Below are 16,562 nucleotides of genomic sequence, written 5' to 3'. Positions count from 1 at the left end.
TTGAACGGACACACCATGAAAAACACCGATCTATACATCAATGGTCAGTGGCACGCCGGCGCTGCAGATCAACGATTTGACGTAGTCAATCCAGCAACCGAAGAGGTGATTGCATCAGTCGCGTCAGCCGAAATCGCAGATGCAGATACCGCGTTGGATGCTGCCGAAGCGGCGATGGCAGATTGGGCCGCGCGAACGCCCCGCGCACGCTCTGAGGTTCTGCGCAATGCTTGGGAGCTGATGACAGATCGCCTGGAAGAGTTTGCCCATTTGATCACTTTGGAAAACGGCAAGGCACGCGCGGACGCAATGGGTGAAGCAACTTATGCCGCAGAATTCTTTCGCTGGTTTGCCGAGGAAGCGGTGCGCTCGGACGGCATGATTACTCACGCGCCCAGTTCGGGTGCGCGGATCCTGGTGCAGCATAAGCCCGCAGGCTTGGCTGTGTTGGTGACGCCCTGGAATTATCCCGCCGCCATGGGCACGCGCAAGATCGCCCCGGCCCTAGCGGCCGGTTGTGCCGTCACTATCAAACCCGCCTCGGAAACCCCGCTGACCATGCTGGCATTGATGCCTTTGTTGGAAGAGGCCGGCGTTCCACCCGGTTTGGTCAACGTGCTACCATCACGGCGCACTGGCGCCTTGGTGGATCACATGATGCATGATCCGCGCGTGCGCGTTGTGAGTTTTACCGGCTCTACTGGTGTGGGCCGAAAGCTTTTGAAAGGCGCGGCAGATCAAGTGCTGAAACCCGCGATGGAGCTTGGCGGCAACGCCCCGGTCATCGTTCTGGAAGATGCCGACATGGAAACTGCAATCGAAGGCACGATGTTGGCCAAGATGCGCAATCTGGGTGAGGCATGCACGGCCGCCAACCGCATTTATGTCCACGTCTCCCGCGCCGAGGAGTTTACGAAGCGCCTATCTGATGAAATGTCCGCCTTGAAAGTCGGCGATGGCACCGACCCTTCCGTTGATGTCGGCCCATTGGTCAACTCTGACACGCGTGACAAGGTGGCCGGGTTTGTCGCCGATGCGGTCGCAAAAGGGGCCCGTGTTGAATGTGGTGGTGCCACGCCTGACGGGACCGGTTTCTTTTACCCGCCGACCGTCCTCTCCAACGTGCCGGAAAGCGCCGATTGCCTGCATGATGAGATTTTCGGGCCAGTCGCCGCCATACAGACCTTCACTGACCAAGAGGATGTGATCCGCCGGGCAAACAACACGGAATACGGCCTTGTGGCCTATGTGTTCTCGGATGACTTCAAACGCGCATTACAGGTGTGTGAACGACTGGAATACGGCATGGTTGGCCTGAATCGAGGACTGGTAAGCGATCCGGCAGCACCGTTTGGCGGTGTTAAACAATCAGGCCTCGGACGCGAAGGCGGCCACGAGGGTATGCTGGAATTCATGGAAACTCAGTATATCTCGGCCAGTTGGTGATTTTGGAATTTTCAAGCTGAGTAAAGCCCGGAAATCGAAACCACCGAACGTGACCCACCCTTGGAATAACAGGCTAGGGTGAGATCCAGATCCCAGACGCTTGCGATCATGGAAACATCACAATCGCTGCCACTGTATCCTAATATACCAGAATCTGCGGATTGAGAGCGATTTTGGGGCAAAGTTGTACCCTTAATTGCAATGTTTCCACAGGACTTGCTGCAGGGTGCCACTCAACGTTTCGCCTACCCTGGAAGGCCTGCGTCCGTTTGCGCGCCACAAAAGGCGCCTATGTCTTCCACAGTTTTGACCGTCCGGCAATTAAGGGTGCAGTATTGGAATTAACGGTACGGTATGAAAATTAAAGGTACAAAACACCATTGAAATCGCGAGAAAATTTCAGACGAGAATCTGATTCATTAGGGTACAGTGACAGCTGGGCTAGGTTTGGATTGTACCTGGAGGCAGTCCTGTCCAGATGTCAATGGGTTCCACCCGACCACGAAGCGTATGTTGGCCAGCTGGGTGTAATCCCATTTTCACTGCTCGGTCGCGCGTTCGCGGATCTGGCTCCAGAAGTGCGCTGGACAGGGCAATAGCCACATTTTGAGATTTAGCGAACTCCTGCAGGCGACTAGCTGTGTTGACCACGTCACCGCTCACGGCGAGTTGTTTGTGACGCTTTCCACCGATGATGCTGGTCTGAACTGGACCCGCATGCCCACCGACCCGTAACCCGAGACCTGGCCAGTCTGGACTATTGCCAACCGTCACATACAGCGCCTCAATGAAGAGTAACGCGCGCATAGCGTCGTCCGGGCCGGGCTCCGGCAACCCAAAGACGACCATCGCGCCGTCTCCGGCAAAATGTGCTATAATCCCGCGCTGCGGTTCCACAGACTGTTCGACCAGCCCGTGGAACAGCCGCAAAAAATCGGCGGTGCCCTCGGGGCCAAGCCTCTCGGAATGTGTCGTGAAGCTAGCGACATCGACAAACAAGACAACGGCAGGTCTTGCCGAGGCTTCGAAGCGAGGGTCGGTTGCATCTGCCAACCGCTCAACAAGCAGGGGCGACTGATAGAGCGCGAGATTCGCCGCGCGTCGACGATGTTGGACAAGCCGTAGCCCGGCGCCGGCACAAGCGCCCAATAGAAGCGAAAAAACCGCCGTGACCCCATCCAGCCACCAACCGACGACGAATGCGGCTTGCAGTACAAGAGCCACAACACTGAATACCGCTGCGGTCGCGAGAACCCCAAGCCAGGGCCGGTCCATTCTTGCCGCGAAGAATCCGAGCGTAGTCGCCATTAGTGCCACTGCGATGTCCAATGACCATGACAGCGCGTTACGACGCAGAAAACGCTGCTCGATCACGTTTGCAGCCAAAGTTGCATGCAGCTCAACGCCGGGAAACGTGGCATCGTAGGAGGTGGCATGCCGGTCCCCGAACCCGGTCGCGGTCGCCCCGAGAAATATGATCTTGCCCCTCAGGTCTGCCTCCCCAAGCTTTGCGAAAGAATAGGTCGGGATCGTCCCTTCATGCCCGTAAAAGTTCAGGGGGATAGCGCCCTGCCTGTCCAGCGCGACCAAGGTGTCCCCAACTGTCAGGTGCCCGCCTGTTTCGGATGACCGCAACTGTAGGTCCAGCTTATCATCCGCCGCCTTGAGGACCGCAAGGGCGAGCGGCGGATACCATGCGTTGCCGTCTTTAGTTGCCAGATACTGCGCAGCAATAAGCCGACGTGCTGCTCCATCGGGATCATGGCGCAGGTTCACATGTCCGATCGATACCACACCGCGCAGAGTTTCAGCCGGTCCCAACGCGGGCAGCGGGTTGTCGAACTCAGGGGCAATCACAACTAAAAAATCGCCGCTCTGGAGATCTTGCAGAGATGCATCAGCGGGCGCCTCGGCTACCCCAAGTACTGCGTCTGCACCTGCCAATGCCTCAGCAAGACCTTCGTCACCCGCACGCGGATCAATCAACAGAAAGTCCAAAGCAATTGCTGCGGCATCCGCCTCTGAGGCAATCGTCACCGCCTCTGCCAAGGCTGATCGAGACGGCGGAAACGTTTCAAGCTGTGCCATGGCAGCATCGTCAAATGCAATGATTGCGACACCATCCGGGGGTGTCACCGGGCCGCGCCAAAAGAATCTGGCGTCGAGCAGTCTGCCTTCAACTCCCTGCCAAAACGTACTTCGGTCTCCTGGGTGCCAGATCGCGATCAACAGGCTCAACAGCAGCACGATCACCCCGGTAATGCGTCGTGCGCGTCGAAACCCGTCGCGTGCTACCATTCCGCCCCGAGAAGTACGTCGAATTCCTCTATGCGCGCCGATCCCCAATCCGTGACCGACCCAACCTCGCCAGAGGAGGATACATCAATGCCTTTGCCCGGGCTTAGTTGCGCAACGATGTCATCTGCAGAAACAAACACCGTGCCTTCACGTGTGAAGATGGCGCTTGCCCTGTTTTCGACTCGCATCGCCCACTCGGTGGAACGGACCGCGGCGACAGCAGAAGGGGTTCTGACCTGGACGCCATTCCCGTCTTCCGAGGAAAAAAGGAACCCGGCGACGCCATCGATCAGACGCAGTCCAAAGGGGCGCGTTTCATGATCCAATAGACCAAGCACGTCGATCTCGCTTTCCGGGCCTATAACAACTTCAAGCCCAACATAGCAGGCAATGGTAACCCTTGCATCGGCTTCCGTGCGCAGCTTGGCATTCAACCCCAAACCCAAACCAATGACTGCAGGTTGGGCACCTGCTCCTCGGGCAGAAACGACCGCCTGCCCTTCCATACGCGTTATGACACATGTTCCTTGTGTTTGAGCGGCGACCGAACCGGGCAACCCGATCCAGGAATAAATAAGAAGGATAACAAGCAAGCTTTTTTGAATCATTGCGGCCTCGCGGCTGAAGATACTCACAAGAGTGAAGAGTATGACACGAGAGGTCAACCAAAGGCGGCCTTACGTTTCTGTCGCATGGGTGGGAAACTGCTCGTTTCAATCAACGCCCGCCCTCGTCCCCGATTCAGATTGGACACGCAAAACTCACGAACTGGGGAATGTCTGCGTTCGCGTCGGAATTGATGAAAGAGTTTACAGCAGACTCTTTGATTTCGGGTGTAATAGAAACCACCCTACCCACTTTGTGCTCATAATTTGGCAGTAATGATCGTTACTTTTGCCGCAGCATCAAACCCTCATCATACCCGATAAGTATCCCTTATTCGGTCTAATACGAACTCCGTCAGGAGTTGGAGGCAGAATCGGCGTTTAAGCCGAAGCACGTTAGCTCCCTGCCCTGCCCCCCCCTTCCCTCTCACAATAAATCCGTGGAATGGTCTTTGATCTGTGTGCACCTTCCATGATCGCTGGACCCATGAACAAGGCAACGGCGTTGGCCTTGATTGCCTCCGGTCCTCGTGACATCGGCGGCATCTCAAACGAGAACAACGGCGTCAGACAACAATGGTCTCAGTCGCGCAATGCCTGCGCAAGACACTGGCCTGCCCGACTGGGCTCGACTTGGACCGGAGCGTCACATCCTGGCGGGAGCTTTGCTGGGCTAAATAGCTCGCATAGCGTGCTGGCGCGTCTTAGATGAAACAAATGAGCGTCTGAATCCAGTTACAGATCCAAGGGGTTTGCGTAGATCTTGCAGATGGCCTTCTGATGAATGTGTTGGCGTTAGTTCTATACGCAAAACACCGGGCTGATAGCCCGGTGCTTGGTCTGGTCTAAGATGGCGAATTCTTACCCGTGGGTAAGATCATCCTCTTCCTGAAGATCATCAAGCAACACTGCAACAGCCTGTTCCAGCTTGCTGCGATCTACACGCGTGAAATCCAGATCATATTTCAGCTCTATGCGCCCGTTCGAAGCCGAGCATCGGGCGACCCCTGCCCTTCCCGACACTTGAAACGTCGTTTTGGCGCGGCGCGTTTTTCCTGAACTGCTGGGTGCCGGTTTCTTTTCGGCTCCTGTCTGAACCTCTATAAACGATCGCAAAATGGCCATCTCGCGCGCGCTGTCCCGCTCCGGTTCGCTCATCACCGCGGTACTCACCTGACGTACCAAACCAGGATCAGCATCGAGCTTGCGTTTCAACGTGACCCCCAGATTGCGCGGGATGTCATTTGGGTGCATCAGCACCTTGTCCAACATCATCAACAAACTGGCAAACGCGCGGATATAACTGCGCTTTGTGTAGCTGGCTGATTTGAACAGGATTGCCACCGCCTTATCGACATCTGCACAATCATTTGTCGGGTCTTCTGCATAGGCACGTGCCAAGGTACCCATCTCCGCAAATGAGATATCCTTGCGGATGAGGTTTTCATCCACCATCCGCCGGTAGCTGTCGTTGATATCCGCGGCATCCGAAATGCCTGCCGGGATTTCAGCGTAAATCTCATCGCCAGTTTCCTCATACAAGGCGCGATAAGCAGACAAGCGGCGCATACCTTGTATCAGATCAAACCGACCATCCGAGCGACGTTCCAATCGAATTGGGTTTGACAGACCAATGTCGCGGATCGAATCCTTTAATTCATCCAACTCGTCATCCGGACCAGCCTTCCGATCGCGTGTCAGCTTTTCGGTGACAACATTCGAAAGCGCCACACGCTCGGTCACCAAACCTTCAGACCGCAGGCGCACCAGTTCATGCGCCAATCGGTCATTTTCGGCGCGGATCGTATCTTCGGTTGATTGCTGGTCGCGCAGGGCATCTGCGTTCTCTGAGATCGCTGCAGCCATCGGACCACGCCTTTTCTCCAGCACCTTGTCTGGAACCTTTCCGACGGGGATGTCCTCCATTGCCGGCATATCGATGTCAAACATTCTGCGTTTACGGCTCATGCGTCATCCTCCAGCTTGTCCCAGGCCGTCAGCATGACATCCCGGAATTCCTCATAGACGTTATCAAAGGTCGATCGTGCGCGCCGCCAGGTTTCGCGCGTCATCTCTCGGTAATCCATCTCGTAGACCGAGCTCAGGAAACGGCCCGATTGTTCTACGGCGCGCGTCATTTCCACCGGGTGCTGCGCTACGTTGTCGCCGAAGACCTTGCGGAACGCCTCGAACATCGCGAGGTGCAGAGCGTTACCCGGCTCGTATCGCGTCAGCAGGAAACGAAGTTCGCAGAAGGTTTTGGGAAGACCGATCTTACCCGTGGGTAAGGTCTTGTCGAACCCATAGGCCAAGTCCTCGAGCGCTTCGGCAAGCTGACCAATGAAAGAGGTGGTCGAGTCGTATTCCCAATATCCCGGCCCGGAGGGGATATAGAGCATGTCCGCCGCAAAGACCGCATTCATGGACTGATAGCCAATTGCGGGCGGGCAATCGAATAGGATCAGGTCATAGGCATCATCCGGGATCTGATCCAGGTAGCGCGACACCGCTGCAAAGAACGACCATTCAGGATTTAGGTGCCGATACTGGGCCGACGCAAATTCAACAAAAGCGGCGTTCGCACAGGACGGGATCACATCGATCGTCGACCAGGAGGTCTGCCGAATAAAGTCAGCGACCCGCAGATCACCCAGGCCCATACCTGTGATCGAGGGTGGCAGCTCGCGGCGGGGCAGGGCGGTGCCGGATTCGGCAGCGGCAGGGCGGTTGTTCATTCGCTCTGTTTCTCGGATAAGATCGCGCGCCATGATACCCCAAACAGTGAAGTCTTCGGCTACATCGGTCAGGCCCATCGAATGGCTAAGCGTCGCCTGCGGGTCGAAATCCACTACTAGTACACGATAGCCATCCAGCGCAGCCGCATGCGCCAGATGTAAAGCAACGGTCGACTTCCCGGCACCCCCTTTGAAATTGGCAACAGCCGCGCGCATGGCGCGTTTGCCGGCGGGGCGGGGCGGCATCAGGGATTTGCGGTTCACCTTGAGCCTGCGGCGCAGCTCGTTCACCTCTTCGAGGCTGAACCAGCGCTGTCGGCCATCTGGCTCGACCTCACCACCGGGCAGTGAAGGATCAGCGGCAAGCTTACCGCGGAAGGTCGACTGGTTGATCCGAAAGATCAGCTCGGACACTTCCCAACTAGAGAAGCGGCGGAGCGTCTTCTCCATCTCGGGGCTGAAGGTCTGCTGCCGTATCCAGCCCTGCAGTTTCAGCGATTGATTGCGCAATGCGTTTAGATCTTCGTGCGTATACATGCCTCAGCTCTCGTTCCTTCGGACGCTATTTGTTATCTTTTTTCTATTTACGCCCGATTTGCACTTTACGCAAAAGAAAATATCATGAAGATAAAACTTACCCATGGGTAAGAAAACAAGGGCCAGCGCAACGCTGAGCGATTCGGAGTCAAGGGTGCTGAAATCCGCGGTAGCGCATCGATGACCCGCCCACATTTAGGGGGCCATCAATAGGCGACCAACCCCATTTAGGGGGACAGAATGGCCAAATAGGGGGTCATCCAGTATGTCCCCCATCACCAATACTTCACCAAATTTCTTTTATTGAATTGGTCTGAACCCAAGCCCAAACTGGCCTGAAATGAGACTCTGCTTGACAGAATCGAAGCTTTGGACGCTAATCACTGCAAGATGACGAAAAGCGTTGGCAAACAGCGTGGCACGGCGGTAATAACCGCATGAGGCAGACCAGAGCGGTGAGAACGAGGATGCAGCTTGCAAAACCGGTCGGGCGAAATGCACCGGCCCTCAAGTACGATATTCTATCGGCGCTGACAGTGCATGCGCTGTCGGGCGACAAGCATCGTCAGCGCAGTATTCTACGTATCGTAGCCCTGATCACCACGCGGTATAACTGGCGCAGCAATGAGCTTTCGATTGGACGAGAGGAAATCTCGCGGCTGTGGTCGGTGAATGAACGCACGGTGAAACGAGAAATGGCTAAGTTTCGTGCGATGGGCTGGGTTGTGGTTAAACGACCCGCTGCCCGTGGGCGCGTGGCGGTATACGAGCTGGATTTAAAGCAACTGATGTTGGATACCTCAGAGGTCTGGCCTGTGATTGGCACTGATTTCCAGGCGCGTATGACCGAGGAACCCGAAGCGGCTACTAATATTGTGCCATTCAAGGTCAAAGCGACATTACCTGACGGGGCCGAAGATGATGTCTGGACGCAAGTACAGGCCATTTTGCATGGCCGGGACCCTGAGCTTTGGGCAAGTTGGTTCCAACATCTAAGCGAGGCCGAAAGGGCAGGGGGCGTGGCCACGTTGATCGCCCCCTCGCGCTTTATGGCTGATTATATTGCCCAGAAATGGAGCGCTCGGTTGCTGGCAGCTTACAGCCGGGTTGATCCGGACATACGCAGGCTGCGCTTTGAAACATCGGAATAGTCCGGAGATGCTCGGGGAATGGGCCCTCGATCAAGCTCTATTGTGTAGTCTTGATCGAAGGTGGGGATGCGGCAGTCTTCCGCCGCATCGAGTTGCTTAGACGTGATCGTCTTTCACCAGCTCGCCCCGGCCGTGCCCGGCCAAGCCACCTGAGACTTCTTCGGTTGCCTCATCGGCCAGTGTTTCGGGCAGGATAAGGTTCAAAACAATTGCAATCAGCGCGGCCGGCAAGATCCCCGAGGCCCCCAGGATGCGCAGCGTATCCGGTAAATGCTGCAGCGCATTGGCTGAGCCCGGTGCGACGTTCATGACTTCAAGCTGAAGACCCAGACCTATGGACAGGGACACCGCAAAGATAACCATGTTCCGACGGTTCCAGACCACGTCTGACAGCATCGAGACACCTGCCGCGACAACCATGCCGAACATGACGATCACACCACCGCCCAAAACCTCAATCGGGACGGTACGGATCAGGCCGCCGACCTTGGGGACAAGCCCGCAAATGATCAGGAAAATAGCGCCAATGGTGACGACATGGCGGCTCATTACGCCCGTCATCGCGATCAGGCCCACGTTTTGGCTGAACGAGGTGTTGGGAAAGCCTCCAAAGATACCGGCAAGCGCTGTGCCGAAACCGTCAGCATAGGTTGCGCCTTGTATCTCTTTGTCGGTGGCTTCGCGCCCGGCGCCACCCTTGGTGATGCCTGAGACGTCGCCAACGGTCTCGATCGCCGATACAAAGGCCATGAGGCAGAAGCCGATTACAGCGGCCAAAGAGAACTCGAACCCGTATTTGAAAGGTTGCGGTAAGGCGAAGGCGGCAGAACGTTCCCACGAGCCAGAAATCGCATCGAGTGGCAGTTTTCCAACCAGGATGCAATAGACGTAACCCACTAGAATACCGATCAAAACCGCCGAGATCGACAGCATCCCGCGAGCAAAGAACTTCAGCCCTAGCGTGACAACGACCACGATTAAAGCAGGGGCCCAGCTGGACAAAGAGCCATAGCTTTCCGCGCCCGACGCCTTGGCCGGAACACCACCAGCTGCGTATTCGATACCTACTTTCACCAGTGCCAGACCGATCATGGTAACGACGAGGCCGGTCACAAGCGGCGGCAAAGCAAAGCGTATCCGGCCGATTACCGTGCCCAGAAGCGCATGGAACAGGCCGCCAATGAGTACGCCGCCAAACAAAGCGGCCAGCCCATCCACGCCTTTCCCGGCGACCAACGGGATCATGATGGGAATAAACGCAAACGACGTGCCCTGAACGATAGGCAGCGCGGCCCCAACAGGCCCGAGAGTGACGGTTTGCAATAGCGTGGCCACACCCGCAAACAACATCGACATCTGAATCAGATACAGCAGTTCGGGAAAATCAGGGCTGTTCGAACCAAAGCCAAACCCGGCTGCGCCCGCAACGATGATGGCCGGGGTCACGTTTGATACGAACATGGCCAACACGTGCTGAATACCCAAGGGTACCGCGCGATAGATGGCAGGAAAGTAATTCGGGTCTCGAAGTTGTTCCGGTGTCCCGATTGGTGACGTCGTCATGAGGTTCCTCCTGTAGGACCAATGGAGTCGTCTCTGAGCGGGTGCCGGTTCTATGTATTCGTGTGTTTGGTGTGCAGCCGTTCAAAGTAAGCTATTGATAGTCCACCACTGTGGTGGCGATTATCAAAAATACCCGAAAGGTTCTGCACGCCCCTTGCAATCTGGAGTGCAAGGGCGCTCTGGCTAAAAACGGAGCAGATCTGGTTGCTGCTGCGGGTTTTGGCAGCGTCAACCGGACGGTCAGGTCACCACATCCGGAGAGTTTCTGTCGCAAATCTCCTGCAATCTGGTGATGGCGGCGACGGCATCGGCGACGTCGCGTAGGGCGCTTTGCGGATCAGCACCCAGGTCGCCGTCCTTTGGCGTGAAGCTTTCCAGATAGACCCGGATTGTGGCGTTGTCCGTTCCTGTGCCAGAGAGGCGGATCACACCTCGGCTGCCGTTTTCAAAGACGATGCGAATGCCCTGATTGTGGCTCACCGATCCATCGACCGGATCGTGATACGAGAACTGATCTGCGGTCTTGACCACAAGCTCTCCCTTACCGCTGCCGGGTAGGGTTGGTAGCCGTGCGATAAGCTCTGACATCATCTGATCGGCCTTGGCGCTGTCCACGGCTTCGTAGTCATGGCGCGAGTAGTAGTTGCGCCCATAGGTCTGCCAGTGGTCTGCCATGATCTGCCGGACGGAAACCCGGCGGTTCGCGAGAATATTCAGCCACAGGAGTACTGCCCATAATCCGTCTTTTTCGCGCACGTGATCTGATCCGGTCCCTGCGCTCTCTTCTCCGCACAAGGTGATCCGACCTGCGTCGAGCAGGTTGCCAAAGAATTTCCAGCCGGTTGGGGTTTCATAGCAGTCAAGTCCAAGATGGCTGGCCACGCGGTCCACAGCGGTGCTGGTGGGCATGGATCGGGCCACTCCGGACAACCCCTTGGCATAGGCCGGAGCGAGGTGCGCATTGGCGGCCAGAACCGCCAGACTGTCCGATGGGGTAACGTAGATGCCTTTGCCCAGGATCATGTTGCGGTCGCCATCGCCGTCGGAGGCTGCGGCAAAATCCGGGCCATCAGGGGACATGATCAGATCGACCAGAGGCTTGGCCCAGATCGGATTGGGGTCCGGATGTCCTTTGCCGAAATCAACCGAGGGCACCGCGTTCAGCACCGAGCCTGTTGGCGCGCCCAATTCCTGTTCAAGAATCGCAGTCGCATAAGGTCCCGTCACCGCATGCATCGCGTCAAAGCGTAAGGAGAAGCCCTCGGACAGAAGCGATCTGATCGCGTCAAAATCAAACAGCTCGCGCATCAGCTCTGCATAATCGGCAACTGGGTCGACGATTTCGACCTGCATCCCCTCAAGCACAGATGTACCAATCTGGCTAAGGTCGACATCATCAGCTCTCAGCGTGTGATACTGGGTGATGGTCTGCGACTGCGCATAGAATTTTTCGGTCAGACTTTCCGAGGCCGGACCACCATTGCTGCCGTTGAACTTCAGACCGAAATCCGCGTCGATGCCACCGGGATTGTGACTGGCCGACAGGATGAAGCCGCCATCAGCCTTTCGCTTTCGGATCAGGTTCGACGCGGCCGGTGTCGACAGAAGACCATTCTGGCCGACGATAACACGGGCGATGCCGTTGGCCGCTGACATGCGCAGGATGATCTGGATGGCCTCGGCATTGAAGAACCGACCGTCGCCGCCGATGATCAGCGTTTTGCCCGCGCCACCGTCAATGGCGTTGAAGATCGACTGGACAAAACACTCCAGATAGCCCGGTTCCATAAACACCCGTGTCTTTTTGCGCAGTCCCGAGGTTCCGGGCTTTTGGCCCGCAAAGGCGGTGCAGGGCTGTGTCACGATCGGCATATTTCAAATTCCTTATTCTGAACAATGACGCAAGTGGTGCGCGCCGGGTCCCAAAAAATGTGCAATCCCCACACGGGTCAGGTATCGGGCTTCGATGGTGAAGTGATAGGGTAGGGGGGCTGTAGGTCACAAGCCTGTTGGTTAAAGTTGGGCCATCTGTCTTGATGCGTCTCACCAGGGCCATGCTTCGCCGAGCGTGGCCTGCGTTGCATGACTTGTCGTTGCCAACCATCGTCTTTGCCTAGGTAAGGATGAATCCCTGCGCGCGGATGTAGTCGCCGAAGGTCTCGCGTTCCGCGTGGCTGTATTGCCGCGTCCTGTCGTCAATCCAGGCCCAAAGTTTGCGACACATCATCGGTTTATTTTTATCGTGCCGTCGACAAGCACGGCAAAACTCTTGAATTCATGCTGTCGGAGCGCCGAAATAAATCGGCTGCTACAAGATTTTTAGCTCGGACACTGGAGGTCAACGGTCTGCCGCAAAATAGATCGTTGTCGACATAAGCGGAGCCAGCACTGCTGGCACTAAGGCGATCAACAAAATGCTGAAAGGCGTTGGCTGCCTGATCCCGATTGAGATGTTGAGGCGCAAATATCTGAACAACATCGTCGAACAAGACTATCGTTTCATCAAAAGACGAACGCGCCCGATGCTCGGTTTCAAGAGCTTTGCCTGGGCTGCAGCAACACTTACTGGCATCGAGGTGTTACATGAGCCGAAAGGGCCAATTCGGCCCGGACTCTGCCCGTATGAGCAATTAGCTGAACTGTGAGCCTAGCTTCGTCGCGTTCGCCAAGACAGTCCGGCTAGCTCATGACTTTGCAACAAGGCCGGTGCGCAAACCCCGTCTAGAGGCCCAAAATACTTCGTGCCTGGTCGGCTGTCGCAACCGGGCGATTGTACAGGTCACAGATTTCAGCTGTCCGGGTCACTAGAGCCGCGTTTGATGGTGCAAGCGTTTTGCGATCCAATCGCACGTTGTCTTCCAAACCCGTACGCGCATGGCCACCTGACGAAATTGCCCAATGGTTAAGAACCTCCTGCTGCGCTCCAATGCCTGCGGCGCACCAGGGCGCACCGGGAAACAGTCGGTCAACAGTCTTCACGTAGAATTCGAATACGTCCCGATCCGCAGGCATTGCGTTTTTCACACCCATGACAAATTGCACATACGGCGTGTCTTTGATTTGACCTTTCTTGTGCATCTCGGCCGCCTTCAAGATATGGCTCAGATCAAAGGCTTCAATCTCTGGCTTGACGTCATAAGTGGCCATCTCAGCCGCGAGCCAGTCGACAAGATCGGGTGGATTTTCGTAGACGCGCGTGGGGAAGTTGTTCGACCCAACCGACAGCGATGCCATATCCGGCTGCAACGGCAACATGCCGCCCCGCGTCTTGCCCGCCCCGGACCGCCCGCCTGTCGAAAACTGGATGATCATGCCAGGGCATTGTTTCTCAAGCCCCTCTTTCAGTCTTGCGAACTTTTCCGGGTCGCTCGAAGGCGTTTCATCATCGTTTCGAACATGGGCATGGCAGATGGACGCGCCCGCCTCAAAAGCAGCCTGTGTGCTTTCGATTTGTTCTTCGACTGTTATGGGCACAGCCGGATTGTTGGCCTTGGTTGGCAAGGACCCGGTTATTGCAACGCAGATGATGCAGGGGTCGGACATTTCAGGTCTCTTTCGGTGCGAGGACAAAGTCGAATTCGACATCCCAATAGGGACCTTCAAAGCCAACTTCCGCAGATCGCGCCGGATCATCGACCCGGTTGAATTCGGCGATCAGGCTTTCTTTGACGCCAAATACCGCATCCGAGTCGATGTACTGATCATCGGGATCAAAGATATGGGTGGTCAGGTCGTCGTAGCCGTCTTTTGAAACGATGTAGTGTAGGTGCGCTGGTCGGTACGGGTGTCGACCAAGATGCTTCAACAGATCGCCAACCGGCCCATCATCCGGGATCGGATAGTTCTTTGGCCGCACCGCACGGAACCAATACGTCCCGTCAGCACCGGTCGTGAAGACGCCGCGCAGGTTAAAATCAGGTTGAATACCTTTCTGCTGCACGTCGTAAAACCCATCATCATTGGCTTGCCAGACATCAATCTTGACGCCTTCCAGTGGGTTGCCCTCCACATCGGTGACACGACCCCGTACCACCATGTCCTCGCCCTTTTGGTCGAGACAAATGTTGTGTCCCATCTCGTATTCCGGGGCACCTCCTACGTGGAAAGGGCCCAGCACAGTGTTCTCTGAGGCCCCGGTGGGGCGGCGTGAGTTCACGGCATCCACCAGCATCGAAACGCCCAGAACATCGGACAGAAGAATGTATTCCTGCCGCCAGTCATCGCACATGTGCCCAACCTTGGTCAGGAACATGATCGCCTCGAACCACTCCTGCTGCGTCGGCTCAATTTCCTTCACGGCTTCATGGAGCTTACGGGTGATGACTTCCATAACCTGCTTCAGCCGTTCGCTTTCTGCGTTTTTGTTGCGCGCGGTGACGACCTCGGCCGAGTTTTCCTCGGTAAAGTATCCCATCTCATGCGAGTCCATTTTGGCCTCCTGACTTGTGTAAGTTTGCTCCAGATTGGCTCATCGCGAAAGGACTGTGGTCAGCGCGCGACGCAGTTCGGCTTCGGCATCCGCAGCCATATCGGCTGAGCGCCACGCCACATGTTGATCGGGACGGACCAACAAACAGCCCGTATCCGAAATCTCCGACGCGCGCGCCCAATCCCCGTTGTGGTCAACATAAGTCTGGCGCGGACCGATGACGTGACAGCGAATGGGCATGCCCAGTTCGCGAGAAACGGTCTCGGCCGCCGTCAACCAAGCCTCGCCACCAATTCCGGTCAGCAAGGTGAATTCTCCGCGACCGCACAAATCCAGAGTGGAATGTTTGTTCCCAGTATCATGATCAAACACCCAAACATGTGGGATGCGCGCGCCGGGCCAAGTCGTGGGCTGGTAATGCAGCTCAGCATCCTGATCAAAACCGGGATTGGGTTGACCATCCGTTTCAATCGCACAGGAGTCGTAGCGCTGGTTCATTTCAACGCCATGCGCATCGAACTCATACTTTTTGAAGGCAATCGCCTCGCGAATGGCCTGTCTTTGTGCCGCAGCTTCAGGCGTTGATCCCGAGCGTGCCTCAAGGTTGCTTTGCATGACCTCTGGGTCAACGCCTTCGGCCATTCCGAGCGATTCAAAGATGGGACCGAATTCACCGATGGATTGATTGGCCCGTGTGACGATCTGCTTTGCTACTGGCGCGCGTTCTTCGCTGTAGCTGTCCAGCAGGCTCTCTCCGGCATGACCTTTCAGGACAGCCGCCAGTTTCCAAGCGAGGTTGAAACTGTCCTGTATCGACGTGTTCGACCCCAGCCCGTTTGACGGTGGGTGTCGGTGTGCCGCGTCACCCATTATGAACACGCGATCCTTCTGCATATGGGTCGCGTACATGTTGTTGACGGTCCAGGTGTTGGCGCTGATCAGTTCGATCTCAAGTTCGGGGTCGCCAACAAGTTGGCGCGCCACCTGCGTGGCCATGGCCTCGTCAACTTCGGGGGCGGGTTGGTTTATGTCATAGCCCCAGACAATGAGCCATTCGTTCCAAGGGCGGACCATGCGGACCAGACCCATGCCAATGCCACCGACATTCGCACCCGGTTGCATCACCCAATAGAGGACCGATGGCCGATGCGCCACGTACTTGCTGAGATCGGCCCGGAACAGGATGTTCATGGACCCGCCGACGCCCATCTGACCTTCGAAAGGCAGGCCGACATGTTCGGCAACCAGTGAATTGCCCCCATCCGCACCGACCAGGTATTTTGAACGGATCGTGATTTCTTCGCCCGACAAGCGATCCAAACACGTCGTCGTCACACCATCTGCGTCTTGCTCATGTCGCAAGTATTCGGTGCTCATACGTGCTTGAGTCCCACGGCGACAAGCGGTGCCGAACAGGATCGGCTCCATGAATGTCTGCGGAAGGTCGTTCATCATGGTCGGGCTGGACAGCAGGTGCTCGGCTTTGGATAGAGGATGATTGCCCCAGCTTTTCATCCGTCCGATTTCCTCACCGGCGAGGCTTTCGCAGAACACGTTCTCGCCCATCAGATCCTGATGCGCGGCGTGCATGTAGGCTTCGGCCTCGACCTCGTGACCAAGGTCGCGCAGCACCTCCATCGTGCGCTGATTGGTGATATGCGCGCGCGGCGTATTGGCCAGCCAGCGATAGCGGTTGATGACCATGTTCTCGACGCCGTAGCTCGACAGCAAAGCCGCCGTTGCAGACCCCGCCGGGCCGGTCCCGATGATCAGGACATCCGTTGTGATGGTGGCCATA

At 56.5% G+C, this 16,562-nt stretch carries 11 protein-coding genes and 1 pseudogene; 3 read left to right on the top strand and 9 right to left on the bottom strand.

Annotation, left to right across the window (positions count from 1 at the left end):
- Window positions 1-15 precede the first annotated feature (15 nt).
- The gene (locus ACR0JX_RS11195; RefSeq protein ID WP_480543881.1) at window positions 16-1,446 is read left to right on the top strand and encodes an NAD-dependent succinate-semialdehyde dehydrogenase; all 1,431 of its coding nucleotides are present in this window, start codon (window positions 16-18) and stop codon (window positions 1,444-1,446) included.
- A 441-nt stretch (window positions 1,447-1,887) separates the two neighbouring features.
- Here ACR0JX_RS11195 and ACR0JX_RS11190 read toward each other — a convergent pair whose 3' ends face one another.
- The 4 genes from ACR0JX_RS11190 to ACR0JX_RS11175 form a co-directional block, all read right to left on the bottom strand.
- Window positions 1,888-3,744 carry a CHASE2 domain-containing protein gene (locus tag ACR0JX_RS11190; protein ID WP_480543880.1) on the bottom strand — a complete coding sequence of 619 codons (1,857 nt, stop codon included), beginning with the start codon at window positions 3,742-3,744 and terminating at the stop codon, window positions 1,888-1,890.
- Window positions 3,738-4,352, bottom strand: a complete 615-nt coding sequence (locus ACR0JX_RS11185) for a FecR domain-containing protein (RefSeq protein WP_480543879.1) — start codon at window positions 4,350-4,352, stop codon at window positions 3,738-3,740. Before ACR0JX_RS11185 ends, ACR0JX_RS11190 begins: the two co-directional genes overlap by 7 nt.
- Before the next feature lie 858 nt (window positions 4,353-5,210).
- Window positions 5,211-6,317, bottom strand: a complete 1,107-nt coding sequence (locus tag ACR0JX_RS11180) for a ParB/RepB/Spo0J family partition protein (RefSeq protein ID WP_480543878.1) — start codon at window positions 6,315-6,317, stop codon at window positions 5,211-5,213.
- Entirely contained in the window at window positions 6,314-7,621 is a 1,308-nt protein-coding gene (locus ACR0JX_RS11175; RefSeq protein ID WP_480501703.1) for an AAA family ATPase, read from the bottom strand. The genes ACR0JX_RS11180 and ACR0JX_RS11175 overlap by 4 nt, the downstream gene beginning before the upstream one ends.
- A gap of 467 nt (window positions 7,622-8,088) precedes the next feature.
- Here ACR0JX_RS11175 and ACR0JX_RS11170 point away from each other — a divergent pair, with 467 nt between their 5' ends.
- Window positions 8,089-8,772 carry a DnaA N-terminal domain-containing protein gene (locus ACR0JX_RS11170; protein WP_480543877.1) on the top strand — a complete coding sequence of 228 codons (684 nt, stop codon included), beginning with the start codon at window positions 8,089-8,091 and terminating at the stop codon, window positions 8,770-8,772.
- A gap of 96 nt (window positions 8,773-8,868) precedes the next feature.
- Here ACR0JX_RS11170 and ACR0JX_RS11165 read toward each other — a convergent pair whose 3' ends face one another.
- Entirely contained in the window at window positions 8,869-10,335 is a 1,467-nt protein-coding gene (locus ACR0JX_RS11165; protein WP_480543876.1) for a uracil-xanthine permease family protein, read from the bottom strand.
- Window positions 10,336-10,575: 240 nt separating this feature from the next.
- Window positions 10,576-12,207: an alpha-D-glucose phosphate-specific phosphoglucomutase gene (locus ACR0JX_RS11160; RefSeq protein ID WP_480543875.1), complete on the bottom strand. Its 1,632-nt coding sequence runs from the start codon at window positions 12,205-12,207 to the stop codon at window positions 10,576-10,578.
- A gap of 357 nt (window positions 12,208-12,564) precedes the next feature.
- On the opposite strand from ACR0JX_RS11160, the pseudogene ACR0JX_RS11155 reads away from it, so the two are divergent.
- A pseudogene (locus tag ACR0JX_RS11155) lies at window positions 12,565-12,980 on the top strand (DDE-type integrase/transposase/recombinase); the annotation flags it as partial.
- Window positions 12,981-13,056: 76 nt separating this feature from the next.
- Here the strand turns inward: ACR0JX_RS11155 and ACR0JX_RS11150 are convergent.
- The 3 genes from ACR0JX_RS11150 to ACR0JX_RS11140 are packed head-to-tail and all read right to left on the bottom strand — an operon-like array spanning window position 13,057 to window position 16,561.
- A complete protein-coding gene (locus ACR0JX_RS11150) occupies window positions 13,057-13,878 on the bottom strand; it encodes a 3-oxoadipate:acetyl-CoA acetyltransferase (RefSeq protein WP_480543874.1) in 822 nt (273 codons plus the stop codon).
- 1 nt (window position 13,879) lies between these two features.
- On the bottom strand, window positions 13,880-14,764 hold the full coding sequence (locus ACR0JX_RS11145; RefSeq protein WP_480543873.1) for an intradiol ring-cleavage dioxygenase: 885 nt from the start codon (window positions 14,762-14,764) through the stop codon (window positions 13,880-13,882).
- A 39-nt stretch (window positions 14,765-14,803) separates the two neighbouring features.
- Window positions 14,804-16,561: an FAD-dependent oxidoreductase gene (locus tag ACR0JX_RS11140; RefSeq protein ID WP_480543872.1), complete on the bottom strand. Its 1,758-nt coding sequence runs from the start codon at window positions 16,559-16,561 to the stop codon at window positions 14,804-14,806.
- Window position 16,562: the final 1 nt, after the last annotated feature.

Source organism: Ruegeria sp. AH7 (assembly GCF_056541325.1).
This window is presented reverse-complemented; position numbering and strand designations above follow the sequence as displayed.

Bases quoted from the DNA above. Each gene is read 5' to 3' on its own strand.
- ACR0JX_RS11160 (WP_480543875.1), bottom strand. From the start codon at position 12,207: ATGCCGATCGTGACACAGCCCTGCACCGCCTTTGCGGGCCAAAAGCCC.
- ACR0JX_RS11190 (WP_480543880.1), bottom strand. From the start codon at position 3,744: ATGGTAGCACGCGACGGGTTTCGACGCGCACGACGCATTACCGGGGTG.
- ACR0JX_RS11165 (WP_480543876.1), bottom strand. From the start codon at position 10,335: ATGACGACGTCACCAATCGGGACACCGGAACAACTTCGAGACCCGAAT.
- ACR0JX_RS11195 (WP_480543881.1), top strand. From the start codon at position 16: ATGAAAAACACCGATCTATACATCAATGGTCAGTGGCACGCCGGCGCT.
- ACR0JX_RS11175 (WP_480501703.1), bottom strand. From the start codon at position 7,621: ATGTATACGCACGAAGATCTAAACGCATTGCGCAATCAATCGCTGAAA.
- ACR0JX_RS11170 (WP_480543877.1), top strand. From the start codon at position 8,089: ATGCAGCTTGCAAAACCGGTCGGGCGAAATGCACCGGCCCTCAAGTAC.
- ACR0JX_RS11180 (WP_480543878.1), bottom strand. From the start codon at position 6,317: ATGAGCCGTAAACGCAGAATGTTTGACATCGATATGCCGGCAATGGAG.
- ACR0JX_RS11140 (WP_480543872.1), bottom strand. From the start codon at position 16,561: ATGGCCACCATCACAACGGATGTCCTGATCATCGGGACCGGCCCGGCG.
- ACR0JX_RS11145 (WP_480543873.1), bottom strand. From the start codon at position 14,764: ATGGACTCGCATGAGATGGGATACTTTACCGAGGAAAACTCGGCCGAG.
- ACR0JX_RS11185 (WP_480543879.1), bottom strand. From the start codon at position 4,352: ATGATTCAAAAAAGCTTGCTTGTTATCCTTCTTATTTATTCCTGGATC.
- ACR0JX_RS11150 (WP_480543874.1), bottom strand. From the start codon at position 13,878: ATGTCCGACCCCTGCATCATCTGCGTTGCAATAACCGGGTCCTTGCCA.